General features: G+C 60.1%; 22 protein-coding genes and 1 pseudogene. 8 read left to right on the forward strand and 15 right to left on the reverse strand.

Annotated elements, in window-relative coordinates:
* Nucleotides 1-199 (forward strand): annotated as a pseudogene (locus KGB25_RS28125) (PLP-dependent cysteine synthase family protein); the annotation flags it as partial.
* 114 nt (nt 200-313) lie between these two features.
* Here KGB25_RS28125 and KGB25_RS28130 read toward each other — a convergent pair.
* The 3 genes from KGB25_RS28130 to KGB25_RS28140 form a co-directional block, all read right to left on the reverse strand.
* Nucleotides 314-1,927: an NAD(P)/FAD-dependent oxidoreductase gene (locus KGB25_RS28130; protein WP_207286325.1), complete on the reverse strand. Its 1,614-nt coding sequence runs from the start codon at nt 1,925-1,927 to the stop codon at nt 314-316.
* 95 nt (nt 1,928-2,022) lie between these two features.
* Nucleotides 2,023-2,676, reverse strand: coding sequence for a COG3650 family protein (locus KGB25_RS28135; RefSeq protein WP_223437625.1), 654 nt, complete (start codon nt 2,674-2,676; stop codon nt 2,023-2,025).
* A gap of 159 nt (nt 2,677-2,835) precedes the next feature.
* Entirely contained in the window at nt 2,836-3,435 is a 600-nt protein-coding gene (locus KGB25_RS28140; protein ID WP_008034386.1) for a short chain dehydrogenase, read from the reverse strand.
* A gap of 105 nt (nt 3,436-3,540) precedes the next feature.
* Between KGB25_RS28140 and KGB25_RS28145 the strand changes: the two genes are divergently transcribed.
* Entirely contained in the window at nt 3,541-4,449 is a 909-nt protein-coding gene (locus tag KGB25_RS28145; protein WP_192228639.1) for a LysR family transcriptional regulator, read from the forward strand.
* A 186-nt stretch (nt 4,450-4,635) separates the two neighbouring features.
* Here KGB25_RS28145 and KGB25_RS28150 read toward each other — a convergent pair whose 3' ends face one another.
* The 5 genes from KGB25_RS28150 to KGB25_RS28170 form a co-directional block, all read right to left on the reverse strand.
* Nucleotides 4,636-5,337, reverse strand: coding sequence for an ABC transporter ATP-binding protein (locus tag KGB25_RS28150; protein WP_008034381.1), 702 nt, complete (start codon nt 5,335-5,337; stop codon nt 4,636-4,638).
* Nucleotides 5,338-6,105, reverse strand: a complete 768-nt coding sequence (livG, locus tag KGB25_RS28155) for a high-affinity branched-chain amino acid ABC transporter ATP-binding protein LivG (RefSeq protein WP_008034380.1) — start codon at nt 6,103-6,105, stop codon at nt 5,338-5,340.
* The gene (locus KGB25_RS28160) at nt 6,102-7,358 is read right to left on the reverse strand and encodes a high-affinity branched-chain amino acid ABC transporter permease LivM (RefSeq protein WP_192417965.1); all 1,257 of its coding nucleotides are present in this window, start codon (nt 7,356-7,358) and stop codon (nt 6,102-6,104) included. Before KGB25_RS28160 ends, livG begins: the two co-directional genes overlap by 4 nt.
* The gene (gene livH, locus KGB25_RS28165; RefSeq protein ID WP_008034378.1) at nt 7,355-8,278 is read right to left on the reverse strand and encodes a high-affinity branched-chain amino acid ABC transporter permease LivH; all 924 of its coding nucleotides are present in this window, start codon (nt 8,276-8,278) and stop codon (nt 7,355-7,357) included. The genes KGB25_RS28160 and livH overlap by 4 nt, the downstream gene beginning before the upstream one ends.
* 232 nt (nt 8,279-8,510) lie before the next feature.
* On the reverse strand, nt 8,511-9,638 hold the full coding sequence (locus KGB25_RS28170) for a branched-chain amino acid ABC transporter substrate-binding protein (protein WP_223437626.1): 1,128 nt from the start codon (nt 9,636-9,638) through the stop codon (nt 8,511-8,513).
* A 340-nt stretch (nt 9,639-9,978) separates the two neighbouring features.
* On the opposite strand from KGB25_RS28170, the gene KGB25_RS28175 reads away from it, so the two are divergent.
* Nucleotides 9,979-10,284 (forward strand): DUF2288 domain-containing protein, encoded by a 306-nt coding sequence (locus KGB25_RS28175; protein WP_008043547.1) that lies wholly within the window; start codon nt 9,979-9,981, stop codon nt 10,282-10,284.
* A gap of 1,100 nt (nt 10,285-11,384) precedes the next feature.
* Here KGB25_RS28175 and KGB25_RS28180 read toward each other — a convergent pair.
* Entirely contained in the window at nt 11,385-13,586 is a 2,202-nt protein-coding gene (locus KGB25_RS28180; protein WP_008034213.1) for a hypothetical protein, read from the reverse strand.
* Between the two features lie 198 nt (nt 13,587-13,784).
* Between KGB25_RS28180 and KGB25_RS28185 the strand changes: the two genes are divergently transcribed.
* Complete coding sequence (locus KGB25_RS28185) at nt 13,785-14,681, forward strand: NAD(P)-dependent oxidoreductase (RefSeq protein ID WP_223437627.1); 897 nt, start codon at nt 13,785-13,787, stop codon at nt 14,679-14,681.
* Here KGB25_RS28185 and KGB25_RS28190 read toward each other — a convergent pair.
* Together KGB25_RS28190 and KGB25_RS28195 are read right to left on the reverse strand one after the other, a co-directional pair.
* On the reverse strand, nt 14,572-16,854 hold the full coding sequence (locus KGB25_RS28190; protein ID WP_223437629.1) for a putative bifunctional diguanylate cyclase/phosphodiesterase: 2,283 nt from the start codon (nt 16,852-16,854) through the stop codon (nt 14,572-14,574). The two genes, KGB25_RS28185 and KGB25_RS28190, sit on opposite strands and share 110 nt — an antisense overlap.
* Before the next feature lie 143 nt (nt 16,855-16,997).
* Nucleotides 16,998-17,357: a YkgJ family cysteine cluster protein gene (locus tag KGB25_RS28195; RefSeq protein ID WP_032829148.1), complete on the reverse strand. Its 360-nt coding sequence runs from the start codon at nt 17,355-17,357 to the stop codon at nt 16,998-17,000.
* A 337-nt stretch (nt 17,358-17,694) separates the two neighbouring features.
* Here KGB25_RS28195 and KGB25_RS28200 point away from each other — a divergent pair, with 337 nt between their 5' ends.
* Nucleotides 17,695-19,044, forward strand: a complete 1,350-nt coding sequence (locus KGB25_RS28200; protein ID WP_008043599.1) for a spinster family MFS transporter — start codon at nt 17,695-17,697, stop codon at nt 19,042-19,044.
* A gap of 184 nt (nt 19,045-19,228) precedes the next feature.
* On the opposite strand, the gene rapA is transcribed toward KGB25_RS28200, so the two are convergent.
* Nucleotides 19,229-22,075 (reverse strand): RNA polymerase-associated protein RapA, encoded by a 2,847-nt coding sequence (gene rapA, locus KGB25_RS28205; protein WP_223437631.1) that lies wholly within the window; start codon nt 22,073-22,075, stop codon nt 19,229-19,231.
* Between the two features lie 219 nt (nt 22,076-22,294).
* Between rapA and KGB25_RS28210 the strand changes: the two genes are divergently transcribed.
* Nucleotides 22,295-22,636, forward strand: coding sequence for a hypothetical protein (locus tag KGB25_RS28210; protein WP_008034222.1), 342 nt, complete (start codon nt 22,295-22,297; stop codon nt 22,634-22,636).
* Here the strand turns inward: KGB25_RS28210 and KGB25_RS28215 are convergent.
* From KGB25_RS28215 to KGB25_RS28225, 3 genes are all read right to left on the reverse strand, one after another.
* A complete protein-coding gene (locus KGB25_RS28215) occupies nt 22,633-23,820 on the reverse strand; it encodes an aminotransferase class V-fold PLP-dependent enzyme (RefSeq protein WP_223437634.1) in 1,188 nt (395 codons plus the stop codon). The genes KGB25_RS28210 and KGB25_RS28215 overlap by 4 nt on opposite strands.
* Nucleotides 23,817-24,287, reverse strand: coding sequence for a RidA family protein (locus tag KGB25_RS28220; RefSeq protein ID WP_223437636.1), 471 nt, complete (start codon nt 24,285-24,287; stop codon nt 23,817-23,819). Before KGB25_RS28220 ends, KGB25_RS28215 begins: the two co-directional genes overlap by 4 nt.
* Before the next feature lie 200 nt (nt 24,288-24,487).
* A complete protein-coding gene (locus KGB25_RS28225) occupies nt 24,488-25,381 on the reverse strand; it encodes a LysR substrate-binding domain-containing protein (protein WP_223437638.1) in 894 nt (297 codons plus the stop codon).
* Between the two features lie 186 nt (nt 25,382-25,567).
* On the opposite strand from KGB25_RS28225, the gene KGB25_RS28230 reads away from it, so the two are divergent.
* Together KGB25_RS28230 and ccoM are read left to right on the forward strand one after the other, a co-directional pair.
* Complete coding sequence (locus tag KGB25_RS28230) at nt 25,568-25,729, forward strand: hypothetical protein (RefSeq protein WP_085988412.1); 162 nt, start codon at nt 25,568-25,570, stop codon at nt 25,727-25,729.
* Nucleotides 25,730-25,871: 142 nt separating this feature from the next.
* Complete coding sequence (ccoM, locus tag KGB25_RS30480) at nt 25,872-25,988, forward strand: cytochrome c oxidase subunit CcoM (RefSeq protein WP_007906619.1); 117 nt, start codon at nt 25,872-25,874, stop codon at nt 25,986-25,988.
* Nucleotides 25,989-26,118 lie beyond the last annotated feature (130 nt).

Below are 26,118 nucleotides of genomic sequence, written 5' to 3' on the forward strand. Positions count from 1 at the left end.
ACAGATGGTGGCGGCGGGGGAAACGGGGTCGATCGTGGCGATTCTGTGCGATGGCGGCGAGCGCTATGAGACCAGTTATTACGATCAGGCCTGGCTCAAGGCGCAGGGGTATGAGTTGAGCGGGTTGATGGCGGCGGTGGCAGCGAGTGTCGAGCGCGGCGAGCCGCTTCCAGCGACCGTGCTGCGCGCCAACATCTAACCCCCAACACGGACCTTGTAGGAGCCGGCTTGCCGGCGATGAATACGCCACGGTTTATCTGAATAACCGCGTTATCGTTCATCGCCGGCAAGCCGGCTCCTACAGGGATTTGGGTCAGGCTTCGAGGCCGAGGATATCGCGGGCCACGGCTTCGGCGATGCGAATGCCATCGACACCTGCCGACAGAATCCCGCCCGCATAACCCGCACCTTCACCCGCCGGGAACAAGCCCTTGACGTTCAGGCTCTGCATCGACTCGTTACGGGTGATCCGCAACGGTGACGACGTACGCGTCTCGATCCCGGTCAACACCGCGTCATGCAGCGAGTAGCCGCGAATCTGCTTCTCGAACGCCGGCAAGGCTTCGCGAATGGCTTCGATGGCGAATGCCGGCAAGGCCAGCGCCAAATCACCCAGCGCAACACCGGGCTTGTAGGACGGTTCAACGCTGCCCAGCTCGGTGGATGGTTTGCCCGCGATGAAATCGCCCACCAGCTGTGCCGGCGCTTCGTAGTTGCTGCCACCCAGCACAAAGGCGTGGGATTCCAGGCGCTCCTGCAACTCGATACCGGCCAGCGGGCCGCCCGGATAATCGACTTCCGGGGTGATCCCGACGACGATCCCGGAGTTGGCGTTGCGCTCGTTACGCGAGTACTGGCTCATGCCGTTGGTCACGACGCGATTAGGCTCGGAGGTGGCCGCGACCACCGTGCCGCCCGGGCACATGCAGAAGCTGTAGACCGAACGGCCGTTCTTGGCGTGGTGCACCAGTTTGTAGTCCGCCGCCCCGAGTTTCGGGTGCCCGGCGTATTTGCCCAGGCGCGCGCGGTCGATCAGCGACTGCGGGTGTTCGATACGGAAACCCACCGAGAACGGCTTGGCTTCCATGAACACGCCACGACCGTGGAGCATGCGGAAGGTGTCGCGGGCACTGTGGCCGAGGGCCAGAATCACGTGCTTCGAATGGATCTGTTCGCCGCCGTTGAGCTCGACGCCAACCAATTGACCGTCCTCGATCAACACGTCGGTGACGCGCTGCTGGAAGCGTACTTCGCCGCCCAGTGCACGAATCTGCTCACGCATGTTTTCCACAACGCCCGTCAGACGGAACGTACCGATGTGCGGTTTGCTGACGTAGAGGATTTCTTCCGGCGCACCGGCTTTGACGAACTCATGCAGGACTTTGCGCCCGATGAATTTCGGGTCCTTGATCTGGCTGTAGAGCTTGCCGTCGGAGAAAGTCCCCGCGCCGCCTTCACCAAATTGCACGTTGGACTCGGGGTTGAGCACGCTTTTACGCCACAGGCCCCAGGTGTCCTTGGTGCGCTGGCGCACTTCGGTGCCGCGCTCGAGGATGATCGGCTTGAAGCCCATTTGCGCGAGCAATAGCCCGGCGAAAATCCCGCACGGCCCGAAACCTACGACAACCGGGCGTTGCTGCAGATCGGCCGGCGCCTGGCCGACCACTTTGTAGCTGACATCCGGCGCCTCGTTGACGTTACGGTCATCGGCGAATTTGTGCAGCAACGCCGCCTCATCCTTCGCGGTGAGGTCGATGGTGTAGATGAAGCACAGTTCGGAGGATTTTTTTCGCGCATCGTAGCTGCGCTTGAACAAGGTGAAATCGAGCAGGTCATCACTGGCGATGCCCAGGCGCTGCACGATGGCAGGGCGCAGGTCTTCTTCGGGATGGTCGATCGGCAGCTTGAGTTCAGTGATTCGTAACATGACGGGATCCGGTTCGCGGGGCGCACAACTGCGCCAAGGCGTTTGAAGGCGGCGATTATAAGCCCCAAAAGCCGAGTCCCGTGAGGCTTAAACGATCAGTCGTCGCGCGATCCGCCGAAATACCCGCAACCACGCTGAACCTGGTCATCAATGCGCAGTTCGGCGCTCATGTGTTGAACACTGCCGGTGCTGCTGTCGACGCAACGTTGCGGCGCGACCCACAGTTCGATGTGCTGGTTATTGGCTTCGGTGCTGAGGTTGAAGCGGCCATCGCCCAGTTGCTCTTCAACATAAGGTACGGCCAGGGGCGGTTGGCCCGCACGGTCGACGACCATGCCTTTGCCGCTGACCTTGACGTTCCACTCGGGCCCGTGGCCGGCGGCGCGCAGGATCAACGGTTTGAAATTTGGATCGCCGCAGGCGGTGCCCGAGCGCTCGACGCGGTACAACTGCTCCAGATCGAGTCGGCTGTCGACGATCCGCCCGCGAACGTCGGCGAACAGCTTGCCCTGGGCATTGGCGAGGCTTGCGGCCTCTTGCAGGACGCTGGTGCCGCCGGTGTCGTTGACCACGAAACTGCGCTGCTCATTGCACGGCTGGAACAACAGCTTGCCATCGGCTGCCGTCAACAGACCCTGCATTCGGGTCTGGCCCACGTGGGAGGCACTTTCACGCGGGCCATCGAACAACTGACAGGCCGCGAACAGTGGAAGCACGGCAACAAGGACTAAGGAACGGGCAACACGCATCTTTGGCTCTCCAGACAAGAGCCGCCACGTTACGCAGCCTGACCGTTCATCACAACCCCGTCGAAGTATGTTGGTCCACCTGTAGGAGCACAGCTTGCTGGCGAAGGCGATCTTACGGACGCCTTCGCCTGCAAGCCGTGCTCCTACGGATTGTGTGGTTCAGCCGACGTGAAAGGTCTGACCGGTTTGCAGGCCTTCTACGCTTTTGGCGTAGGCCAGTGCCACATCGACAGCCGGAACCGGTTTGAAGCCGCGGAAGTACGGCGCGTATTTGCCCATGGCTTCAACCAGGACATTCGGGCTCACCGAGTTCACCCGCAGGCCGCGCGGCAGTTCGATCGCGGCGGCACGCACGAAGCTGTCGATGGCACCGTTGACCAGTGCGGCCGAAGCACCGCTGCGGATCGGGTCGTGGCTGAGCACGCCGGTGGTGAAGGTGAACGATGCGCCGTCATTGGCGAATTCGCGACCGATCAGCAGCAGGTTGACCTGGCCCATCAGCTTGTCGTTCAGGCCGAGGGTGAAACTGTCGGCGGTCATTTCGTTCAGCGGTGCGAAGGTCACGTTGCCCGCCGCGCAAACCAGTGCGTCGAACTTGCCGGTCTGTTCGAACAGTTTGCGAATCGAGGCGCTGTCGCTGATATCCACTTGGAAGTCGCCACTGTTGCGACCGATGCGGATGACCTCGTGACGCTCGGACAACTCCTTGTCGATCGCCGAACCGATGGTGCCGCCTGCGCCAATCAAAAGAATTTTCATGTTGTTGATCCTCATGTGTGTTGAAAGTGGCTTCAGTCTAGAGTGGTTTTTTCTGCGGATAAGCGCGCTAATAGGCAACCTTTGGTTTTCTAATGGAAACAATCCATGAGCGAGATGGATGATCTGGCGGCGTTTGCAGTGCTGATTGAAGCGGGCAGTTTCACCTTGGCGGCGCAACAACTGGGTTGCAGCAAGGGCCAGTTGTCCAAGCGCATCAGCCTGTTGGAGACGCGGTTTTCCGTGGTGCTGCTGCAACGCACCACCCGCCGCTTGAGCCTGACGGCGGCGGGGGCGGCGCTGTTGCCGCAAGCCCAGGCGCTGGTGGTGCAAGTGGAGCGGGCGCGTCAGGCATTGGCGCGGTTGAAGGACGATATGGCAGGGCCGGTGCGTATGACGGTTCCGGTATCGTTGGGAGAAACCTTCTTCGATGGCCTGCTGCTGGAGTTTTCCCACAAGTACCCGCAGGTGCAGATCGAACTCGACCTCAGCAACAATTACCGTGACTTGTCCCGCGACGGTTTTGATCTGGCGGTTCGCTCCGACGTCGGCAATGACGAACGTCTGGTGGCGCGACCGCTGTTGGCCTGGCACGAACTGACCTGCGCCAGCCCGGCTTACCTTGAGCGACACGGCGAACCGCTGACCCCACAGTCCCTGGCTGAGCACCAATGTTTGCTCAACAGCCACTACAGCGGCCGCGAAGAATGGCTGTATCACCAGCAGCACGAATTATTGCGGGTGCGTGTGTCGGGGCCGTTCGCCAGCAATCATTACAGCCTGCTCAAAAAAGCCGCGCTGGCGGGCGCCGGCATTGCGCGTCTGCCGTCCTACCTGTTGCAGGCCGAATTGGCTGACGGCCGTTTGCGCTGGCTCCTGCGCGATTATCAGACGCGTCGCATGCCGATGTATTTGGTGCACCCGTATCAGGGTGGGTTGCCCAAGCGCACGCAGGTGCTGGCGGATTACTTGATTGGCTGGTTCAAGCGCAGTGGGGAGGCGTTGGATCGGCTCTGACTGATCACACAAACCCCTGTAGGAGCCGGCTTGCCGGCGATCGCGGTTTAACATTCTACAGAGAGGTTGACTGATACTCCGCTATCGCCGGCAAGCCGGCTCCTACAGGGGATTTTCGGTGTTGTCTGGGTTGTGCCTGGCACAAAAAAACGGCCCGAAGGCCGTTTTTTTGTTTACCGCGAACGCTTAACCACCGAGGTACGCTTCGCGCACTTTCGGGTCGGTCAGCAGTGCTTCACCGGTGCCTTGCATCACCACGCGGCCGTTCTCCAGAACGTACGCGCGGTCAGCGATTTTCAGCGCCTGGTTGGCGTTCTGCTCGACCAGGAACACCGTCACGCCATCCTTGCGCAGCTGTTCGATGATGTCGAATATCTGCTGGATGATGATCGGTGCCAGACCCAGCGAAGGCTCGTCGAGCAGCAGCAGCTTTGGCTTGCTCATCAGCGCACGGCCGATGGCGAGCATTTGCTGTTCGCCGCCGGACATGGTGCCGCCGCGCTGATTGAAACGCTCTTTCAGGCGTGGGAAAAGTCCGAGGACCTTGTCCATCTGTTCCTGGTAATCGCCCTTTTCAGTGAAGAAGCCACCCATGGAGAGGTTTTCTTCTACGGTCAGGCGAGCAAACACCCGACGACCTTCCGGCACGACGGCGATGCTCTTGCGCATGATCTGCGACGAACTCTGGCCGACGAGCTCTTCGCCCATGTAGCGGATGCTGCCGCTGTGGGCTTGCGGCGAACCGCAGAGGGTCATCAGCAGGGTCGACTTGCCGGCGCCGTTGGCACCGATCAGGGTCACGATCTCGCCCTGACGGACTTCGACGTTGACACTGTGCAGCGCCTGGATCTTGCCGTAGAAGGTGGAAACGTTTTCGAATTGCAGCATTTACGCTTCCCCCAGGTAGGCTTTGATCACTTCAGGATTGTCGCGGATCTGTTCCGGCGTGCCGTCGGCCAGAGGCGTGCCCTGGTTGATCACGACGATGTGGTCGGAAATGCTCATGACCAGTTTCATGTCATGTTCGATCAGTAGCACGGTGACGTTGTGCTCTTCACGCAGCATGCTGATCAGCGCCTTGAGATCCTCGGTTTCCTTCGGGTTCAGGCCGGCAGCCGGTTCGTCGAGCATGAGGATCCGCGGGCGGGTCATCATGCAACGAGCGATTTCCAGGCGACGTTGCTGACCGTAGGCCAGGGTGCCGGCCGGACGGTTGGCAAACGCCTTGAGGTTGACCTTGTCCAGCCAGTACTCGGCGAACTCCATGGCTTCGCGTTCGCTTTTGCGGAAGCCCGGGGTCTTGAACAGGCCCGCCAGGAAGTTGGTGTTCAGGTGACGGTGCTGGGCGATCAAGAGGTTCTCGACCGCCGTCATGTCCTTGAACAGCCGCACGTTCTGGAAGGTGCGCACCACGCCTTTGAGGGCGATCTTGTGGCCGGGCAAGCCTTCGATCGGCTCGCCGTCCAGCATGATGCTGCCGCCGCTCGGCTTGTAGAAACCGGTCAGGCAGTTGAACACGGTGGTCTTGCCGGCGCCGTTGGGGCCGATCAGTGCCACGACCTGTTTCTCTTTCACGCTCAGGGCTACGCCATTGACGGCCAGCAAGCCGCCGAAGCGCATGCTCAGGTTTTCGACTTTAAGGATCTCGCGGCTCATTTGCGCAGCTCCATGTGAGGACGTTGCATGGGCAGCAGACCTTGAGGACGCCAGATCATCATCAGCACCATCAAGGCGCCGAACATCAACATGCGGTATTCACTGAACTCACGCATCATTTCCGGCAACAGGATCATCACCGTGGCGGCGAGTACGACGCCCAGCTGCGAGCCCATGCCACCCAGCACCACGATGGCGAGGATGGTCGCCGACTCGATGAAGGTGAAGGACTCCGGTGTGACCAGGCCCTGACGCGCGGCGAAGAAGCTGCCCGCGAAACCGGCGAAGCACGCGCCGAGGGTGAAAGCCGAGAGCTTGATGATCGTCGGGTTCAGACCCAGAGCACGGCAGGCGATTTCGTCTTCACGCAACGCTTCCCAGGCGCGGCCCAGGGGCATGCGCAGCAAGCGGTTGATGACGAACAGCGCAAACAGCGCGAGGAACAGCGCGACCAGGTAAAGAAAGATCACCTTGTTGATCGAGTTGTATTCCAGGCCGAAGTACTCGTGGAACGTCTGCAGGCCTTCAGCCGCCTTACGTTCGAAAGTCAGGCCGAAGAACGTCGGTTTCTCGATGTTGCTGATGCCGTTCGGACCACCGGTGATGTCGGTCAGGTTACGCAGGAACAGACGGATGATTTCGCCGAAGCCCAGGGTCACGATCGCCAGGTAGTCACCGCGCAGACGCAGGACCGGGAAACCGAGCAGGAAGCCGAAAGTGGCCGCCATCAGGCCGGCGATCGGCAGGCAGATCCAGAAGCTCAAGCCGTAGTAGTGCGACAGCAGCGCGTAGCTGTAGGCGCCGACGGCATAGAAACCGACGTAACCGAGGTCGAGCAGGCCGGCCAGGCCGACCACGATGTTCAGGCCCAGGCCGAGCATCACGTAGATCAGCACCAGCGTGGCGATATCCACCGCACCGCGAGAACCGAAGAACGGCCAGACCAGCGCGCCGACGATCAACGCGATGATGATCCAGCGTTGGGTGGTCGGCAGGGTCAGGAAATTACTGGCCTTGGCCGGCATCACCGGCATGTTCGGCGAGGATTTCCAGGCCGAGCTGATCTGCTGGTCGAACAGCACCCGCAGGAACATCAGTACCGAGCACACGGCGATGGTGATCAGCGTTGCAGTGCTGGTGCCATGGACTTCGAGGTTGATGCCGACAATGGTCAGCTTCAGACCGAGTACCGGGTAGGCAACGGCCCACACCAGCAAGGCGCTGAACAACGCCTGTTTAAGATTCCTAGTCATACTTTTTCAACCTCCGGACGGCCCAACAGGCCGGTAGGCCGGAACAACAACACCAGAACCAATAGGCCGAACGCCACGACGTCCTTGTACTGGTCGCCGAAGATATCGGCACCGAAGGCTTCCGCCACCCCAAGCACGATCCCGCCGAGCATGGCGCCGGGGATGCTGCCGATACCGCCCAGTACCGCTGCGGTGAAGGCCTTGAGGCCGACCAGGAAACCGGCGTTCGGGTTGATCACGCCATATTGCATGCTCAGCAGCACGGCCGCGATGGCCGCCAGTGCGGCACCGATGACGAAGGTCAGGGCGATGATGTTGTTGGTGTTGATACCCAGCAGGTTGGCCATCTTGATGTCTTCGGCACAGGCGCGGCAGGCGCGACCCAGGCGAGAGCGGGAGATGAACAGCGTCAGGCCGAGCATGGCGATCAGGGTCACCACGAACACCACGATTTGCATGTAGGAAATCAGCACTTCATGTGCGCCACCTGGCCCGATGGCGAAGTTGCCGGGGATCAGGTTGGGGATGGATTTGTCCTTGGAGTCTTGCGCCAGCAGAACCGTGTTCTGCAGGAAAATCGACATGCCGATGGCGGAAATCAGCGGGATCAGACGGTTGCTGCCGCGCAAGGGGCGGTAGGCGATCCGTTCGATGCTGTAACCGTAGGCACTGGTCACGACGATGGTCGCGAGGAAAGCGGCGGTCATCAACAGCGGAACACTGTCGAGTCCCATCATGGACAGGCCCGCAATGGCGATGAACGCCACGTAGGAACCGATCATGTACACCTCGCCGTGGGCGAAGTTGATCATTCCAATGATGCCGTAAACCATCGTATAGCCGATGGCGATCAGGGCATACGTGCTGCCAATGGTCAGACCATTAACCAGCTGTTGGAAGAAGTGATAGATGTCAGGCATTACAGCGCTCCTAAAAACCTGATACGCATTTCACTGGTGGAGTCATTTTCCCGCTCGAGCCCCGTGGATCTGCATCCACTTCGAACGCGAGGTTTGCCAGCGAACCGCTGATGACGGTTTTGAGATTTTCAGGTGGGGAGACTGGCGGATCACGCCAGCGCGGCCCAATACGTTCGTAAAACAAAGCCCACGGCACGCCGTGGGCTTTATTGGCAGTCAGTCAGGCAACGCCTTACTGAGGCTTGGCTTCAGTTTTTGGTTTGCCGAAGTGCCACTCGTAAACCACAAATTTGAAGTCTTTCAGGTCGCCCTTCTCGTCGAAGCTCAGGTCGCCGGTAGGGGTCTTGAAGGTGCCTTTGTGGATGGCTTCAGCCACTTTGGCGGAGTCTTCGGACTTGGCAGCCTTGATACCGTCGGCAATTACGGTCACCGCCGAGTAGGCCGGGAACACGAACGGACCGCTCGGGTCTTCTTTCTTCGCTTTGAACGCGTCAGCCAGGGCGATGTTGGCAGGATCCTGGTCGAAGGATTTCGGCAGGGTCACCAGCAGGCCTTCGGAAGCTTCCTTGGCGATCTGCGAAATGGAGTCGTTACCCACGCCTTCCGGACCCATGAACTTGGCTTTCAGGCCTTTTTCCTGGGATTGACGCAGGATCAGACCCAGCTCCGGGTGGTAGCCGCCGTAGTAGACGAAGTCGACGTTGGCTTGCTTGAGCTTGGAGACCATCGAAGAGAAGTCTTTGTCGCCGGCGTTGATGCCTTCGAACACGGCAACCTTGACGCCTTTGCCTTCCAGGGTTTTCTTCACGGCGCTGGCGATGCCTTCACCGTATTGCTGTTTGTCGTGCAGGACAGCAACGATCTTCGGTTTTACGAAGTCGGCAATGTAGTTACCGGCGGCAGGGCCCTGGGCGCTGTCCAGACCGATGGTACGGAAGATCATTTTGTAACCGCGATTGGTGATGTCCGGGCTGGTGGCAGCCGGGGTGATCATGATCACGCCTTCGTCTTCGTAGATGTCCGAAGCCGGTTGAGTGGAGCTGGAGCACAGGTGACCGACTACGAACTTGACGCCGTCGTTGACGACTTTGTTCGCGACAGCCACAGCTTGTTTTGGATCACAGGCGTCATCGTATTCAACGGCTTCGAGTTTCTTGCCGTCTACGCCACCCTTGGCGTTGATCTGTTCGATGGCCATTTTGGCGCCACTGAACTGCATGTCGCCGTATTGGGCTACAGGGCCGGTTTTAGGGCCGGCGATGCCGATCTTGATGGTGTCAGCTGCGAACGAATGGCTGGCAACCCCGGCCAGAACCATAGCGGCAAACAGTTTGGAAATCTGCTTAGTAGCCTTAGTCATAGTGCTCCACTCTTACTGTTGTAGTTTTTATAGTCCTGGCGCCGTAGCAGCAGAACCGGGTCAGATATCTTCGAATATCCTCCGGAAAATGCCCCCGGCAACTGTACCGGTACAGTGTAGAGCGCCGATTGTTAGCCTGGGAAGGCAGCGCCGGGGGGCAAAACCTGAGGGTGTCGCTTTTTTGAAAGAAAAAGACAGAATTGCGGCGGGGGTTGTAGCTGAATTCTCAGCAATCCTTGGCTTTCCTGCAGTTTTCAATCGGTAACTCAATTGCATCCGGGTTTTTCTGCCTGACCACCGACGTTATCATCCACGTCGATTTCTTTTCCGGACAGGACCCATGACTCAAGAACCTAGCACCCTCTATGCCAAGCTGCTTGGTGAAACCGCATCTATTACCTGGAAGGAGCTGGAGCCCTTCTTCGCCAAGGGTGCCCTATTGTGGGTCGATCCCGGTCTGGATTTGATCGCGGTGGCCGAGGCTGTGGCGACGGACGAAGGGACGAAAGTGGCTGCCTGGCTGGCCGCCGACACGGTCGCCAAGCTGTCTGAAACGCGGGCGCTGGATCTTTTCGAACGTGATCCGGAGTTGTGGGCAGTGGTGGTTTCGCCGTGGATTCTGATCCAGGAAAGGGCGACGAAGTGAAGTTGTGCACCGAATGTGTGCGTCGCTTCGCCGGGGAAAAGTGTGTAGCCGAGTAGCGTGATGGCATGTTGCCGTAGAGAAAGGCCACAGGCGGAGTTGGCATAACGGTGACGTAAACGTAACGGGCACAGTTTATTGAGCAGCCGATGGGCTGCTTAATTGTTTCTGGATGTTGGATTTGGGGGGCTATTCGGACTGGGAGTTGTGGTTTGTGGTTTGTGGGTTGTGTACATATCCATTACTGCGGTAACGGCTGCTAATGGTTTCGCCCTTACGGCGAGTCACTTGGAAAAGCCCCAAGTAACCAAGGGCTCTTGCCCCTTTCGTCCGGTGCCTCGCCATGGCTCGGCATACCCTCGCTCCGGTCCTGCTCCGTGGGCCCGCCGCCATCGGCCATCCATGGCCGGGGGCGGCTAACCCGGCATCCATGCCGGGTTGCCCACTACGCAGAACCTCCGCTCGGCCTCCCCATGGGGCAAGCAGATCAAAATCAAAAGCCAGATCAACACCGCGCGAGGCGGCCTTAAAGCCGACCTGGCTCTTTGGTGGTCCGCGTTGTCCTTCTTTGTTTCGTACACTCATTCCGGACTTGTACACCAATCCCCTGTAGGAGCCGGCTTGCTGGCGATGGACGTTAACGATGACGCGGGCTGCCTGAATGTGCGCGGTGGCTGGGCGTTTTTCGCGAGCAGGCTCGCTCCTACATGGGATCGGCGTCAGCACGGTCAAACAAGCGCAGCACGCCCGCTTGACGCCCCGGTCGGCCCAAAGGCCGCCTCGTTTTTGATTTTGATTTTGATCGCAAGCGCCCCGTTAACCACGCTGGCCGAACGCAGGCATTGCGCAGCGGGGAAACCGGCAAGGATGCCGGTTTAGCCGCGCTGGGCCAGGGATGGCCCATCGCGGCGACCCGCGGAGCAATGCTGGAGTTGAGGGCACACCGAGCCTAGGCGAGGTGCCAAGTGGTGGGGCAAGAGCGCTTGGTTACTTGGCGCTCTTCCAAGTAACTCGCCGTAAGGGCGAAACCAATATCCGCCATCACCCAAAAAACGGATATGCCCCCCAAGCTTGAATCTAAAAGCCTGAGGAGCGGCATCAGATCAGACGGTAAACGTCTTGCCCGTATGGTTATTAAGCGAAATAACCTTGGTCTTGCCAATCCGGTGACGGTAGATCTCGCGCAGGTACTTGATCGCCTTTTTCACGCAATCGCGCGACAGGCGAATGTCATTGATCGAGACAAATTTTTCCTTGTCGTTGATCAGCTCGCGGTACTTCTTCTCGTACATCGGTTTGATCGCATACCAGTTGGTATCGAGGATCTTCGCCGGGTTCTCGAACTCGTTCAGCAAGTCGTCGATCAGCTCTTCGTTGAAGTCTTCATTGATGATGAAGTCGAGGATCGAGTTGTCCAGCGTGTCGTCGAAGCGGTACGGGTTCTTCGCGAAGCAGCGCTTGATGAAGGCCACGATCAGCGTCAGGAAGTCGTCCGACAGGCACGGGCTCTTGGCGATCAAGGTGGTCAGCGACAAGTTGGCCGACGCGCCGATCACCAGCGCATAACGCTTGAGCGTGGTGTTCGGGAACAGGCTGTTGAGGTGAGTCTTCAACCGGTTCAGGTCCATGTACGACAGCTTGTAGTCTTTCGGCAGCGAAACAATCGACACCACCGACGAGCAGTTCTTGAAGAAGTGCAGGTCGTGCAATGCGGCCGCGTCGTAACCGGAATTCTTGTACTGCTCCAGCGAGGCGCGATAGCGCTTGGACTCGATCGGCAGCAGGCTGATGCCTTCAATGGCCTGGGTCACTTTGTTGAAGTGCGGCAGGTCGATGGAGCGGAAGAACAGGTCATCGATGTTCAGGCGCTGCGGTTCTTTCTCGAACACCTTGAACTTGTCACTGCTTGGCGGCGGGGTTTCCGGCACGACCGATTCGGCGTAGGCAATCGCCACCGGGCCGGCCAGGCTCATGAACAGGTCGTTGGCGTCGAGGCGAATGGTTTCGCCGATGTCGATGCCGGCGCGACGGAAATAGTTCTGGTCGTAGTCAGTCGTGACCGCCTGCGCCGTCAGAATGTTGAAGATCTGCTGCGAAATGTATTGGTTGGCGTGCTTTTCCATCGCGTTGACGTCGATGTTCTGGATGTTGCCGTCATCGCTTTCTTCGGCATAACGCATGATGTCGTTGGAAATCAGCATCATCGCGTTCCATGGGCGGATACGGCCCATGACGCTGGCTTCGCTGCTGTCTTCGTTGGCGAAGTTGTAGGAGAAGTCCCATTCTTCCGAGAGGTATTTGCACAGCAGGCGACCGGCGTTGATGTGCAGCGCCTCGGACATTTCACTGCGGTGATCGGAAATGTTCGGCAGCACGCAGATGCCGCTGGTGAAGATCGGTTCGAAGACGAAGGAATGACCGCTTTTGCCGTCGTGCTCGTCCATCGGCTTGGTGTCGAACGTCTTGTTCATGTACGAGTGTTGCTGGGCCAGGCCGAATTCCGAAGCCATGCCCGAACCGGTACCGCCGCCGGCACTGAAGATCGAGAAGTACAGGCGCGACTGGTTGGCCTTGATGCCGCAGCTGTCGATCAGGTACGAGTGAATCATTTTCCAGTCCGGGCTGGAGAAACGCTGGGTGTCCTTGTTCAGGATGATCTTGGCCAGGTACTGACCGAGGATCGGCGCGTTACCGGCGCCACCGGCGTGGACTTCCGACAAGTCCATGATTTTCATTTTGCTGTAGTCGCGCAGGAAGCCGCTTTTTTCGCCTTTGCGCGAGAAACGGATGCGACCGGCGATGTCTTTGTCCAGGTCGCCGAGCATCACCAGCGGTTCGACCAGGAACACCGGCTTGGTGGCCTTGTTCGGGCCCAGGCGCAGGTTGTTGCGGATCCACTGGGCCGGGCTGTAGCCCTTTTCCGCGTAGCGCTTGTCCGGCGACAGGCGATCTTCGTTGTTGAATTCGTTGAGGTAGAACTTGCGGGCGTTGTACACCAGCTCCGCGACGTCCAGCGCGATGTTCGAGCCGCAGCGACCGAGGCCGATCAGGCACACCGACGGGAATTCCTGATCGTTGTGCTGTTCGTTATCGCCTTCCAGGTGCGGCGGGCGCGGGAACACCATGTCGCGCAGACCGTCGAGGTTATCGAGGATGCGGTCGGTATTGGTCTCGGTGAAGTACAGGTATTGCTGAGTCGCCAACGGGCGCGAGGGGCTCAATGGCTTCGACGGCGTGGGGCTGTTCGCCGCGGGGCTCAGCGTCAGATCGGAAATCGCAGTGGCCGGATTGTTTTTAGAAGTCATTGTGCGCCATGTACCTGGGCTGGTTGGCTGGACGACAACGTGTCGTCAAGCCATCACGGATGGGTTCTCGCGTCTTTTTTCAGCGCGTATTGGGCCCAAGCGTCAGGGACTGGGCCTGAACATCACTCGGGGGAATCCTTTCCTTAGTCATGATGAATCGGCCAATATTTGGCGATCTTTAATGAAAAAGGAGGCCAAATGATGTCAACCCTACCTTCGTTGGGTTTTGCCGGTATCGGCCTTATGGGCCTGCCGATGTGCCGGCGCCTGCTGGCTGCGGGGTTTTCGCTGACTGTATGGAACCGTAATCCGGCCAAATGTGCGCCGCTGGTCGAGGCGGGTGCGCGACAAGTTGCCACGCCTGCCGAGCTGTGTCGGCACGCCGATGTGCTGATGTTGTGCCTGGCCGACACGGCCGTGGTGCGCGAGGTGGTGTTTGGTCCGGGCGGAGTGGCCGAAGGTGGGAAAAGCGGTCAGTTGCTGGTGGATTTTTCCAGCCTGGAACCCACCGCGACGCGGGAAATGTCGGCGCAGTTGGCCAGCCAGACCGGCATGTGCTGGCTGGACGCTCCGGTGTCCGGGGGCGTTGTCGGCGCCGAGGCCGGGAGCCTGGCAATCATGGTGGGCGGCGAAGCGGCGGACCTTGAGCGTGTCAGGCCTGTTCTGCTCAGCCTCGGCCAACGTGTCACTCATATGGGTGCGGTCGGGGCGGGGCAGGTGACCAAGGCCTGCAATCAGATGATCGTTGCCTGTAACGCGCTGGTCATCGCCGAAGTCGTGGCGCTGGCCGAACGTTCCGGTGTGCAGGCCAGCCTGATTGCCGAAGCGCTCGCCGGCGGTTTTGCCGATTCAAAACCGTTGCAGATCCTCGCCCCGCAAATGGCCGAAAGCCGTTTTGAACCGGTGAAATGGCACGTGCGCACGCTGCTCAAGGACCTCGATACCGCGGTGAAATTTTCCCGTGAGCAAGGTTCGGCCACGCCCATCAGCGGATTGGCCGCACAATTGATGCGGTTGCATGGTAGCCAGGGATTCCTGGAAAAAGATCCGTCGACCCTGGTGCAGCTGTACCGCGAACCGGACTCAGCGGACTGATCGTGTGCCCGTGTTGGCGCTGGTTGATTTCACTCAGTACCGGACGCAGTTCCGCCAGCGGCACCGGGCGGCTGAGCAGGTAGCCCTGGACGAAATCGCAGCCGTTGCGCTGGAGAAACTCGTATTGCTCAAGGGTTTCGACGCCTTCGGTGATCACCTGCAAATGCAGGGTGTGAGCCATGACGATAATCGCCTGAACGATTTCCATGTCCTGAGTCGATTTTGGAATGTCCTGGATGAACGAGCGATCGATCTTCAGCGAGTTGAGCGGCAGGCGCTTGAGGTAGGCGAGGGAGGAATAACCGGTGCCGAATTCGTCGATCGACAGCGACACGCCGAGGGCGCGGATCTGGCGCAACAACACCAGCGAATTGGCGATGTTGACCATCAGCGCGTTCTCGGTCACTTCCAGTTCCAGTCGCTGCGGCGCCACTCCGGCAATCCGCAACGCGTGTTCGATTTCATCGGCGAGGTCTTCGCGCGCCAGGTTCAGCGGCGAGCAGTTGACGGCGATGTGCAGTTCTTCGTAGCCCTGACGTGACAACTCGCTCAGGTCCTCGCAGGCTTTGCGCAGAACCCAATTGTCCAGCTCGGCAATCAACCCGTTGGCCTCGGCGATGGCAATGAAGCGGTCTGGTGTCAGCAGACCGTGAACCGGATGTTGCCAGCGGACCAGCGCTTCCAGCTTGCTGACCTGTGCGGTTTGCAAGTCGAAAATCGGTTGGTAATGCAGGATCAGCCCGGTGTTTTCATGCAGGGCGTGGCGCAGTTCCTCTTCGAGTTGCAGCTCCAGCGTGGCTCGGGTTTTCAGGTTCGGGCTGAAGAAATTCAGGCCGTTGCGGCCGCCGCCCTTGGACTGGTACAGCGCCAGGTCGGCGTGTTTCAGCAATTCCTCGCAGGTGGTGCCATCCTCCGGAAACAGGCTGATGCCGATGCTGGTGGTCATGACCATGCGCCGCCCGGACAGCTCGATCGGTTCCTTCATCTTCAGCATGATGCGCTGGGCCATGGCCCGTGCTTCCTCGCGTTCACGCAGGCTGATGAGGAGGCAGAACTCGTCACCGCCGAAACGCGCCACCACATCTTCGTGGCTGCGAACCGAACCCTTGATGTGCTGGGCCAGGACTTTGAGCAATTCGTCGCCGGCGTCGTGGCCGAGGCTGTCGTTGATCCGCTTGAAGTGGTCGATGTCCAGAAACATCACCGCGAGCATGCCGCCTTCATCGGTTTTCTGGAGCAGCTTCTCGGCGAAAATCTGGTTGAAGCCGCGGCGGTTGATCAGGTTGGTCAGGGCGTCATAGTTCGCCACTTCTTGCAGCGACATGCGCGCCTGATCCAGTTGGCCGAGCAGCGTGTTGACCCGTTGCAGGTCGCGTTCCTTGTGTTGCAGTTTCTTGTCCGCCAGTGCTGCGCCGATGCTGCTGCCGATGATCAGCAGCGTGATGACCGCCACCGTCAGCCCCAGTTGCAGGTGATTGTTGTCACCGGGCAACGTCAGCGGGCTGCCGGTCGGCAGCACCAGGCTGAAGGCGGCCATGCCGGTGAAATGCATGCTGATAATGCCCGCCCCGAGCACCAGGCTGGCGCTGAATTTGACCAATTGATGGAGCAGGCCAGAGCCTTCGCGCAATCGACTCGACAGCAACAGCGCCGCGAGGCTGGCGCCAATGGCGATGACGATGGAAAGGATGAACAGCACCGGTTCGTAATACGTCATCGCATTCGAACGCATCGCCGCCATGCCCACGTAATGCATGATCGCGATGCCCAGGCCAATGCAAATGGCCGCCTGGATGTACTGCCGGATGCTCAGGTGAGGATGACTGAGGGTGTGCATCGCCAGCCACGAGGCGAACAGGGCAATCAGCAGGGAGGCAAGGGTGACGGGCAGTTCGTATTGAATCTCGACCGGCGCCTGAAACGCCAGCATGCCGATGAAATGCATGGCCCAGATGCCGCCTGCCAGGCATCCGGCACCGATCCAGCGCCACAGCCGTTGTGACGCCGGGTTTTCCGAATGCCCGACCCGTTCGGCCATGTCCAGCGTGGCGAAGCCGCCCACACAGGCGACCAGATAGGCCAGCAGCACCAGAAAAGGATCATGTGTGCAATTGAGGACAACTTGCCCGTTCGCGGTCAGCTCGGTAAAAAAATGCAAACCAAGCCACTCCATAGCATGCCCCGTCTTGTCCCGGCCCGCGCCATGCACGCTGGCGAATGCTTTGGAGTATAGAGGTCATACAAAGAGCGTCAGCGGTGATGGCACATTGGCACTAATGATTTTGGCATAAGTGTTATAGCGTTTACGGCTAAGGCTCAGGCGATCTGCTCATAAGGTAAATCGGGTTGCAGCGCTGGTAACCCGAAGGCGGCTCGTGCCGCATCGCAATCCACATTCGCCTCGCCGTTGGCCCAGGAAGCATCGAACTCGCGGCAAGTGCTGGAGCGTTGGTCGTAAATCGAGCATTGCACCGCGGTGCCGACTTCACCGACCAATCCGACACAACGAGTCGGTTTGCAGTCGGTGCCGAGCATGGCCACCCGGCTGGGGCTGATCGGCGCCACCAGTTCATCGGGCACTACACCTCCGGCCGAGGTGCATTCACCCCAGAAAAAAGACACGCGAAAGTGAGAACAGCAGGCACCGCAATTCAGACACGGACTGGCTTCGGACATGGGCGATAATCAAAGGAGGGATGGGGGCATGGTGTGGCAGACAAGGCCGCTATTCTAGGCTTCGCCTCGGGCTTTGGAAGGGGGGCACAGAGGTATTTTTCAACGGTTGGTCGGATCATGGAAAACACCACCAACCCACTGTGGGACGGGCGATACGACCGGTATATCAGTCACATGAATGTTGAATGTGGCATCGCCATCGCTTGCAAGCCAGCTCCACTGGCGCCATGGGTTGATATCAGCCTTACGAATAATTACAGACAGTTGCACCGGGCCTGACTAGATTGCAGGTTCCGGGGACAGTGATGCCCCAAAAACAATAAAAAGAGACGGACCCATGCAGAACTCGACCCAAGCGGCGAATGCCTGGCGCATTCTGTTCCTGCTGTTCCTGGCCAATCTGTTCAATTTCTTCGATCGCACCATTCCGGCCATCATCATCGAGCCGATCCGTATGGAATGGCACCTCAGCGACTTTCAACTGGGCATCATCGGTACTGCCTTCACCATCGTCTATGCGATTGCCGGGTTGCCGCTGGGGCGGATGGCCGATACCGGTTCGCGCGCCAAGTTGATGGGGTGGGGGCTGGCGGCCTGGAGCGGGCTGACAGCGGTCAACGGGCTGGTGGGCAGTTTCTGGAGTTTCCTGATCGTGCGCATGGGCATCGGTATCGGTGAGGCCAGTTACGCACCTGCCGCCAACTCGCTGATCGGCGACCTGTTTCCGGCCCACCGCCGTGCGCGTGCGATGGGCATTTTCATGCTGGGGCTGCCGTTGGGCCTGCTGCTGGCGTTCTTCACCATCGGCTGGATGGTCAAGGCGTTCGACAGCTGGCGCGCGCCGTTCTTCATCGCGGCGGTGCCGGGGCTGATCCTGGCGGTCTTCATGTTTTTCATCAAGGAACCGAAACGCGGCGCAGCGGAAAGTGTGCAGGTCTCGCAGGAGCGTGTGGACCGGCCGATCCGCCGGGTGCTGGCGGTGCCGACCTTTCTGTGGCTGGTGATGGCGGGGCTGTGCTTCAACTTCGCGACCTATGCCTGCAACTCCTTCCTGGTGCCGATGCTGCAACGCTACTTCCAGATGCCATTGCACGAAGCGGCGGTGGCGACCGGTGTGATTGTTGGTGTGACGGGGCTGTTCGGCCTGACGTTGGGCGGCTGGGTCGCAGACAAGATTCACCAGCGGGTGGCCAATGGGCGGCTGCTGTTTGCGGCGTTCAGCCTGATCGTTTCGACGGTGTGCACCGCGTGGGCGTTGCATGCCGGGCGGATCGAGATCGGGGTGTTCGTGGCGGTGTTCAGTCTGGGCTGGTTGTTTGCCTACAACTTCTACACCTGCGTTTACACGGCCATCCAGGACGTGGTCGAACCACGCCTGCGGGCCACGGCGATGGCGTTGTTCTTTGCCGGGCTGTATTTGCTGGGTGGTGGATTGGGGCCGGTGGTGGTGGGCGGTTTGTCCGATCACTTTGCGCACACGGCGATGCTGGCGGCCGGCGCCGAACAAATGACCGAAGCGTTCAAGGCTGTTGGCCTGCATGACGCGATGTACCTGATCCCGGTGGCGCTGTTCTTTACGATGGTGTTCCTGTTCATGGCGTCGCGGTGTTTTGTGCGGGATGCGAAGCGGATGAAGGAAGGCTTGGTGGCGGTGGTTGAGCCGCAGATCCCGGCAGTCACCGCGTAGGAGATTACGCGCGAAAACTTGTAGGAGCCGGCTTGCCGGCGATGGCGCCCGTACAATCACCGCCAAATTCAAGGGCCTCATCGCCAGCAAGCCGGCTCCTACAGGGATTGCCTGGTTTTTCCGAGACAAAAAAAGGCCCGCATCGCTGCGGGCCTTTTTCATTGCACGAGGTGGGGCAGGACGATTAGCCCGCCACCAATACCCGAATCGCTTCCAGTCGCAGCGCTGCCTTGTCGAGCATCGCCAGACCTTGTTCACGTTGTTTACGCAGGGCAACCAGTTCGCTGTCGCGTACGGTCGGGTTGACCGCTTGCAACGCGGTCAGGCGCGCCAGTTCTTCATCGGTATCAGCCGCGAGACGACGTTGCGCCTCAGCCACGCGCTCGGCATGACGCGGGAAGATTTTCTCTTCGCCGGCGTTGATCCGTGGCGTCAGCTGATCGCGCTGAGCCTGGATGAACTTGTTGGCGCTGGCACGCGGTACGCTTTCCAGTTGATCGTTCAGGGTCTCGAACGACACCCGGGCCGACAGGTCATTGCCATTGGCATCGAGCAGGCAGCGCAGCGCGGCCGGCGGCAGGTAACGACCCAGTTGCAGCGAACGCGGTGCAACCACTTCGCTGACGTAGAGCAGTTCCAGCAACACGGTGCCCGGTTTCAGCGCCTTGTTCTTGATCAGCGCCACGGCGGTGTTGCCCATCGAGCCGGACAGCACCAGGTCCATGCCGCCTTGCACCATCGGGTGTTCCCAGGTGATGAACTGCATGTCTTCGCGAGACAGCGCCTGGTTGCGGTCGTAGGTGATGGTCACGCCTTCGTCGTCGCCCAGCGGGAAGCTGGCGTCGAGCATTTTTTCGCTCGGCTTGAGGATCAGGGCGTTTTCCGAGTGGTCTTCGCTGTCGATGCCAAAGGCGTCGAACAGGGTTTCCATGTAGATCGGCAGCGTGAACTGATCGTCTTGCTCGAGGATGTCCTCGACCAGTGCATCACCTTCGCCCGCGCCGCCGGAATTGAGTTCCAGCAAGCGGTCACGGCCAGTGTGCAGCTCGGCTTCCAGGCGCTCACGCTCGGTGCGAGCCTCGTCGATCAGCGTTTGCCACTCGCCGTCGTCGGCATTTTCCAGCAGCGGCAGCAGGCGCGGGCCGAACTGATGCTGCAAGGCGTTGCCGGTCGGGCAGGTGTTGAGGAAAGCGTTCAACGCTTCGTGGTACCACTGGAACAAGCGCTCTTGCGGGCTGGTTTCGAGGTACGGCACGTGCAGTTCGATGATGTGCTTCTGGCCGATCCGGTCGAGACGACCGATCCGCTGCTCCAGCAGGTCCGGGTGCGACGGCAGATCGAACAGCACCAGGTGGTGCGAGAACTGGAAGTTGCGACCTTCACTGCCGATTTCCGAGCAGATCAGCACTTGCGCGCCAAATTCTTCATCGGCGAAGTAGGCGGCGGCGCGGTCACGCTCAAGGATGTTCATGCCTTCGTGGAACACCGTCGCAGGAATACCGGAACGCACGCGCAGGGCGTCTTCCAGGTCCATGGCGGTTTCGGCGTGGGCGCAGATCACCAGCACTTTGGTGCGCTTGAGCATTTTCAGCTGGTCGATCAGCCACTCGACGCGCGGGTCGAATTTCCACCAGCGTTCTTCTTCGTTGGCGTCCGGCTGGGCCTGGAAGCTGACTTCCGGGTACAGCTCGGCGTGATCGCCCAACGGCAGTTCGAGGTATTCGTCGGGGCACGGCAGCGGGTACGGGTGCAGTTTGCGTTCCGGGAAACCCTGCACCGCGGCGCGGGTGTTGCGGAACAGCACGCGGCCAGTGCCGTGGCGGTCGAGCAGTTCACGGACCAGGCGGGCACTGGCTTCGGTGTCGCCATCATTGACGGCGCTGAGCAGCGCTTCGCCTTCGTTGCCGAGGAAACCGTGGATGGTCTTGTGCGCTTCAGGCGACAGGCGCCCCTTGTCCAGCAGCTCCTGAACGGCTTCGGCCACCGGGCGATAGTTCTCGCTCTCGGCGCGGAAGGCGTGCAGGTCATGGAAACGGTTCGGGTCGAGCAGGCGCAGACGTGCGAAGTGGCTGTCCTGACCCAGTTGTTCCGGGGTGGCGGTCAGCAGCAATACGCCGGGAATGACTTCGGCCAACTGTTCGACCAGCGAGTATTCCGGGCTGGCCTTGTCTTCGTGCCACACCAGGTGGTGGGCTTCGTCGACGACCATCAAGTCCCAACCGGCGGCGAACAGCGCGTCCTGGGCCTTTTCGTCTTCCACCAGCCATTCCAGGGCGACCAGCGCGAGCTGGGTGTCTTCGAACGGGTTGGCGGCATCGCTTTCGATGAAGCGTTCTTCGTCGAACAGTGCGACTTGCAGGTTGAAGCGGCGGCGCATTTCCACCAGCCACTGGTGTTGCAGGTTTTCCGGCACCAGGATCAGCACGCGGTTGGCGCGGCCCGAGAGCAGTTGGCGATGAATCACCAGACCGGCTTCGATGGTTTTGCCCAGGCCCACTTCGTCTGCCAGCAATACCCGCGGCGCAATGCGGTCGGCGACTTCACGGGCGATGTGCAGCTGGTGCGCGATGGGTTGCGCACGCACGCCGCCCAGGCCCCAGAGCGAGGATTGCAACTGGCGGCTGGTGTGTTCCAGGGTGTTGTAGCGCAGGGAGAACCAGGCCAGCGGGTCGATCTGCCCGGCGAACAAACGGTCGCTGGCCAGTCGGAACTGAATGAAGTTCGACAGCTGGGTTTCCGGCAGGGTGACCACTTCGTTCTGCGCGTTGAGGCCGTGGTAGATCAGCAGGCCGTCGATGTCGTCGACTTCCTGTACGGTCAGTTTCCAGCCTTCGAAGTGAATGATCGAATCGCCCGGCGAAAAACGCACGCGGGTGAGGGGCGCATTCCGTAGCGCGTACTGGCGAGTCTCGCCAGTGGCCGGATAGAGCACGGTCAACAAGCGGCCGTCCTGTGCCAGAACGGTGCCTAAACCCAGCTCGGCTTCGCTGTCACTGATCCAGCGTTGCCCCGGTTGATACTGCTGCGCCATGCTGCCTGACTCCCACCTTGAAAAAGCGGGCTATCTTAACGGAATGAGGGCTTCAGGGCCAAAGGACTCTCAGAAAAACTCACAGTCTTACGTTAGTTCACCGCTTGAGACGTGTGCGGGCCGGGGCACTTGTTAGTGCCAATCCGGTCACAGTTTGCGACCGATGGCTCAAGTCGCCATCCCCGCAGCCGACAGCCTGCTGACAGGAGACAAATAATTATGCTGCCACCGATGCTCCCCTTGAGTGCCGTGCCGATCACTTCACAGCACGACCCGATCCGCCAGCGCCCGGATATTCCGCCTGTTGTGCCGGTGCAGGAAAGCTCCAACGAAAGCACGATCGACCTGCAACAGCGCGATCCGGAAGAGGCAGCGTTTCAGCTGCGCGAGGAGCAGCGCCGCAAGCAGGAAAAAGAACGCCGTCGCCGTGAAGCCGATGAAGATCCTGAAGAGCACCTGGCGATTCCCGGCACTGAGCTCAACGCGGATAACACCGTGCCGGTCGCGCCATTGATGGACGACGAGCCGCGTCAGGGGTTGTGGGTCGACATTCAGATTTAGTCCTTGATGAGGGAAAGTTCGTTGAGGGCGTTGAGCAGTACATCCATTTCTTCTTCGGTATTGAGGTAACTGACGGCAATCCGCGCGATGCTGTCCAGCCCTCGGGCCTGCATATCCAGCGGCGTATAGGCCACGCCATTGGCGCCGATGTTGATCCCTCGTTGCGCCAGCCGCTGCTTCAATTCAACGCTGTCCCAACCCTTGAGCGTGAAGGCGACCAAGCCTGATTGCTGATTCGCCGGCCCCAGGTTGTGTAGCGTCAGCCCGCTGACCGACTCAAGGCGTTCGCGCAGTTGCCCGCTCAAGCCCTCGATCCGCTGGCGAATCCGGGTTGCACCCAAGTGGTTGAACTCCTCCAGCGCATTGGCCAGCCCGGCCAGCAAAGCCACCGACACTTCACTGGTTTCAAACCGCCGCGCATCGTCACGCACCGAGAAACCTTCGCCGTCCCACGGTGCGGAAAGCACGTCCAGATGGCCGGGCACGAGCCGTTCGAGAAACCCCGGTTTGATGTACATCAACGCCGTTCCTCGTGGGCCACGGAGGAATTTGCGCCCGGCGCCCTTGAGCACATCGCAGTTCAACGCCTGCACATCGCAGGGCAATTGCCCCAGCGCCTGGCCGGCGTCGATGAAGTAGGGAATGCCGTGCTGGCGCGCCACGGCGCCAATGGCCTCGGCCGGGTTGATCAGGCCGCCGTTGGCCGGCAGCCAGGTCAGTGCGATCAGCTTCACCTTCGGGTCGATCATCTGCTGGAGGGCGGACACGGACACGGCGCCCGTCTCATCGCAGGGAATCACCTCCAGCCGCGCCCCGGCGCTGACGGCCCGTGCGATGCAGGCCAGATTGCCGCCCCATTCATGGCGCCCGACCAGAATCCGCTCGCCGTCCTGCCATGGCCCCAATGCATTGAATGCCATGCCCCAGGCCGCCGAACCGCTGCTGGCGAACGCGATGTTTTCAGTCTCGGCATTCAGCAGTCTGGCCGCCGCATGGCGGGCGCGGGCTTGAACACTCTGGTCGGCGGCCTCCATCGGTCCGCTGGTGGCCTCGCGTTGCAACTGTTCGATCACCGCGTCTAGGGTGGCCTGACTCGGCAACGATGCACCGGCGTGGTTGAAGTGAATCACGCTGGCGCACCCCGGCGTCGCCGCTCGCAAACGCTCCACTTCGCCGAGGTTCATGGACGCAGCTCGAAAATCGCGTCGATTTCCACGGCCACGCCGCCGGGCAGGCTCGATACGCCGACAGCCGTGCGCACATGCTGGCCTTTTTCGCCGAGGGCATTGACCAACAGGTTGGACGCGCCATTGGCGACCGCACCTTGACGCGCAAAATCCGCGGCGCTGGCGATGAACACGCCAAGACGGATGATGCGCACCAGTTTCGACAGGTCATCACCGAGCGCATCGCTCAATTGTGCGAGCAGGCCCAGCGCGGCAAGTTCGGCGGCGTTGGCGCCTTCTTCATCGGAGATCGACTCTCCCAATCGGCCGATGAATGCCGGTTTGCCGTCCAGTAGCGGAATCTGACCGGAAATGAACAACTGGTTCTGGCTGACCACGTGGTTGACGTAATTGGCGATGGGCTGGCTCGGTGTCGGCAGGCTCAGGCCAAGTTGCTGGACGCGGTGGGCGAGTGAATCGGTCATGGTGAATCCTCCTGAATGAAGGCTTCAGCATGTTGGCGGACGGGGAACGCGACAAACGGATAGATTTAATCCGACGTATTCAATTAGCTCATGCGTAGATCGAATGTGGGAGCGAGCCTGCTCGCGAAAGGGTGTGTCAGTCACATGAATGTTGGATGGGACATGGCCTTCGCGAGCAGGCTCGCTCCCACCTTTGACCCTCAGTCGCCGTGAGATTTGTGTGCGATGTTGGCCATCTCATTCAGCCATTCACTAAAGCATTGTGCCGCGTGGCTCGGCGGTCGCTCGGGCGTGACCAGCCAATACCCGATATCGCTAATGAACGGCGGGGTGGAGAAGGCTTCTACCAACGAGCCGTCCTTGAGTCGGCGCTCGATCAAGTGATGACGCCCCATGGCGATGCCTTGGCCGGCCACGGCGGCTTCGACGACGATGTTGTAGTCGTGGAGCATGACGCTGGGGCAATGACTGAGGTCGATGGCGTTGTGCGCGCTCCAGTCGATCCACTCGAACGGTTGGTGCGACTTGGCCATGAGCAGCGGGCCTTGGTCGGTGCCCTTGGCCTTGAACGCCGGGCTGCAGACCGGGGTCAGTGTTTCCACCATAAAGCGCCGGGCCTGGACTTTCGGCCAGCCACCTTTGCCGTAGCGGATGGCCAGGTCGACTTCGCCGCCGCTGACGTCGGCCAGTTGCACCGAGGGCAGGAGTTCGACATGAATGTGCGGGTGGCGCGCGTTGAAACTGGCCAGGCGCGGCGCCAGCCACAGGGTGGCGAACGAGGCGAGCAGGCCTATGCGCAGGGTGCTTTCCTGGTGCTCATTGCCCCGCAGTTCACGGGTGGCGAGGGCGATGGAGGCGAGGGCCGGTTGAATTTGCCGGTAGTAGGCTGCCCCGGCTGGTGTCAGATCGATGGCCCGGGTGCGGCGGATAAACAGTCGCTGGTTGAGGAACTGTTCCAGTTTCTGCACTTGATGGCTGATTGCACTTTGGGTCACCGACAATTCATCGGCGGCCTTGATGAAACTCAAATGACGCGCCACGGCCTCGAAGGCGCGCAGGGCCATCAAGGGAGGCAGATCCTGGTGCAGTTCCACGGCGCGGGTCCTTTGGGTCCATCGCAAAGTCGCGATTGTGCGTTGAAAAAACGCCGTGAGCACATATTTTGTTAAGCCGCTGTTACGCAGGCGACTGGTCAGCGCGGGCGCCAGACCGCATTATTGGCGCAATCCTGCCGAGCGATGCGGCAGTTGAACTTCATTTCACACGATGCACTGAAGACCATGAGCCAAGACGACAAACTGATCGACCTCAATTCCGAACGCGCCAAGCGTGTTCATGACCTCAACGAAAAACGCCTGAACGAAGTGCGCCAGGCATTCGAGCAGGCAATGCCGTTGGGCAAGGCGAAGAAGAAGCCGAAGAGCAAACCGAAAAAGCGTTAAACCCCTTGCATCCGTTGATGTAGATCAGTTTTCCCCCTCCTTTGCGCCCAGTCTCGGGCGATATTGATCCCGGTCAATTTCCTCTCCTGCCCGATTGGTTAACTTAGCCCCATCGCAACAGGGCAAGTGCAGGAGGCCAGTCATGTTTTTCGACAACGTGGTGATCGCCGGAGTGCTGACAGTCGGCCTCATGGTTCTGTTTTTCGCAGGGTTTGGATTTTTTATCTGGAAAGATTCGCACAAACGGAAAAAACCGTAGGTCTTTCTGGATGCAATGAGCACGCAAGGCATTTTGGGCAACTTCGGTTGCCCTTTTTTTTGCCTGCGAGAATCTGGTGGTTTGTGCGGGTTGGTGGTGGGAGGTTCTGAGTTGGGCAACGGCCTGGGGG

The sequence above is a fragment of the Pseudomonas sp. BF-RE-21 genome (genome assembly GCF_019947305.1).
In the GTDB taxonomy this organism is placed as follows: Bacteria; Pseudomonadota; Gammaproteobacteria; order Pseudomonadales; family Pseudomonadaceae; genus Aquipseudomonas; species Aquipseudomonas migulae.

Bases quoted from the DNA above. Each gene is read 5' to 3' on its own strand.
- ccoM (WP_007906619.1), top strand. From the start codon at position 25,872: ATGTTTTTCGACAACGTGGTGATCGCCGGAGTGCTGACAGTCGGCCTC.
- KGB25_RS28170 (WP_223437626.1), bottom strand. From the start codon at position 9,638: ATGACTAAGGCTACTAAGCAGATTTCCAAACTGTTTGCCGCTATGGTT.
- KGB25_RS28200 (WP_008043599.1), top strand. From the start codon at position 17,695: ATGCAGAACTCGACCCAAGCGGCGAATGCCTGGCGCATTCTGTTCCTG.
- KGB25_RS28175 (WP_008043547.1), top strand. From the start codon at position 9,979: ATGACTCAAGAACCTAGCACCCTCTATGCCAAGCTGCTTGGTGAAACC.
- livG (WP_008034380.1), bottom strand. From the start codon at position 6,105: ATGAGCCGCGAGATCCTTAAAGTCGAAAACCTGAGCATGCGCTTCGGC.
- KGB25_RS28195 (WP_032829148.1), bottom strand. From the start codon at position 17,357: ATGTCCGAAGCCAGTCCGTGTCTGAATTGCGGTGCCTGCTGTTCTCAC.
- KGB25_RS28160 (WP_192417965.1), bottom strand. From the start codon at position 7,358: ATGACTAGGAATCTTAAACAGGCGTTGTTCAGCGCCTTGCTGGTGTGG.
- KGB25_RS28145 (WP_192228639.1), top strand. From the start codon at position 3,541: ATGAGCGAGATGGATGATCTGGCGGCGTTTGCAGTGCTGATTGAAGCG.
- KGB25_RS28190 (WP_223437629.1), bottom strand. From the start codon at position 16,854: ATGGAGTGGCTTGGTTTGCATTTTTTTACCGAGCTGACCGCGAACGGG.
- KGB25_RS28210 (WP_008034222.1), top strand. From the start codon at position 22,295: ATGCTGCCACCGATGCTCCCCTTGAGTGCCGTGCCGATCACTTCACAG.
- KGB25_RS28215 (WP_223437634.1), bottom strand. From the start codon at position 23,820: ATGAACCTCGGCGAAGTGGAGCGTTTGCGAGCGGCGACGCCGGGGTGC.
- KGB25_RS28135 (WP_223437625.1), bottom strand. From the start codon at position 2,676: ATGCGTGTTGCCCGTTCCTTAGTCCTTGTTGCCGTGCTTCCACTGTTC.
- KGB25_RS28185 (WP_223437627.1), top strand. From the start codon at position 13,785: ATGATGTCAACCCTACCTTCGTTGGGTTTTGCCGGTATCGGCCTTATG.
- KGB25_RS28220 (WP_223437636.1), bottom strand. From the start codon at position 24,287: ATGACCGATTCACTCGCCCACCGCGTCCAGCAACTTGGCCTGAGCCTG.
- KGB25_RS28180 (WP_008034213.1), bottom strand. From the start codon at position 13,586: ATGACTTCTAAAAACAATCCGGCCACTGCGATTTCCGATCTGACGCTG.
- livH (WP_008034378.1), bottom strand. From the start codon at position 8,278: ATGCCTGACATCTATCACTTCTTCCAACAGCTGGTTAATGGTCTGACC.
- KGB25_RS28130 (WP_207286325.1), bottom strand. From the start codon at position 1,927: ATGTTACGAATCACTGAACTCAAGCTGCCGATCGACCATCCCGAAGAA.
- rapA (WP_223437631.1), bottom strand. From the start codon at position 22,075: ATGGCGCAGCAGTATCAACCGGGGCAACGCTGGATCAGTGACAGCGAA.
- KGB25_RS28150 (WP_008034381.1), bottom strand. From the start codon at position 5,337: ATGCTGCAATTCGAAAACGTTTCCACCTTCTACGGCAAGATCCAGGCG.
- KGB25_RS28140 (WP_008034386.1), bottom strand. From the start codon at position 3,435: ATGAAAATTCTTTTGATTGGCGCAGGCGGCACCATCGGTTCGGCGATC.
- KGB25_RS28230 (WP_085988412.1), top strand. From the start codon at position 25,568: ATGAGCCAAGACGACAAACTGATCGACCTCAATTCCGAACGCGCCAAG.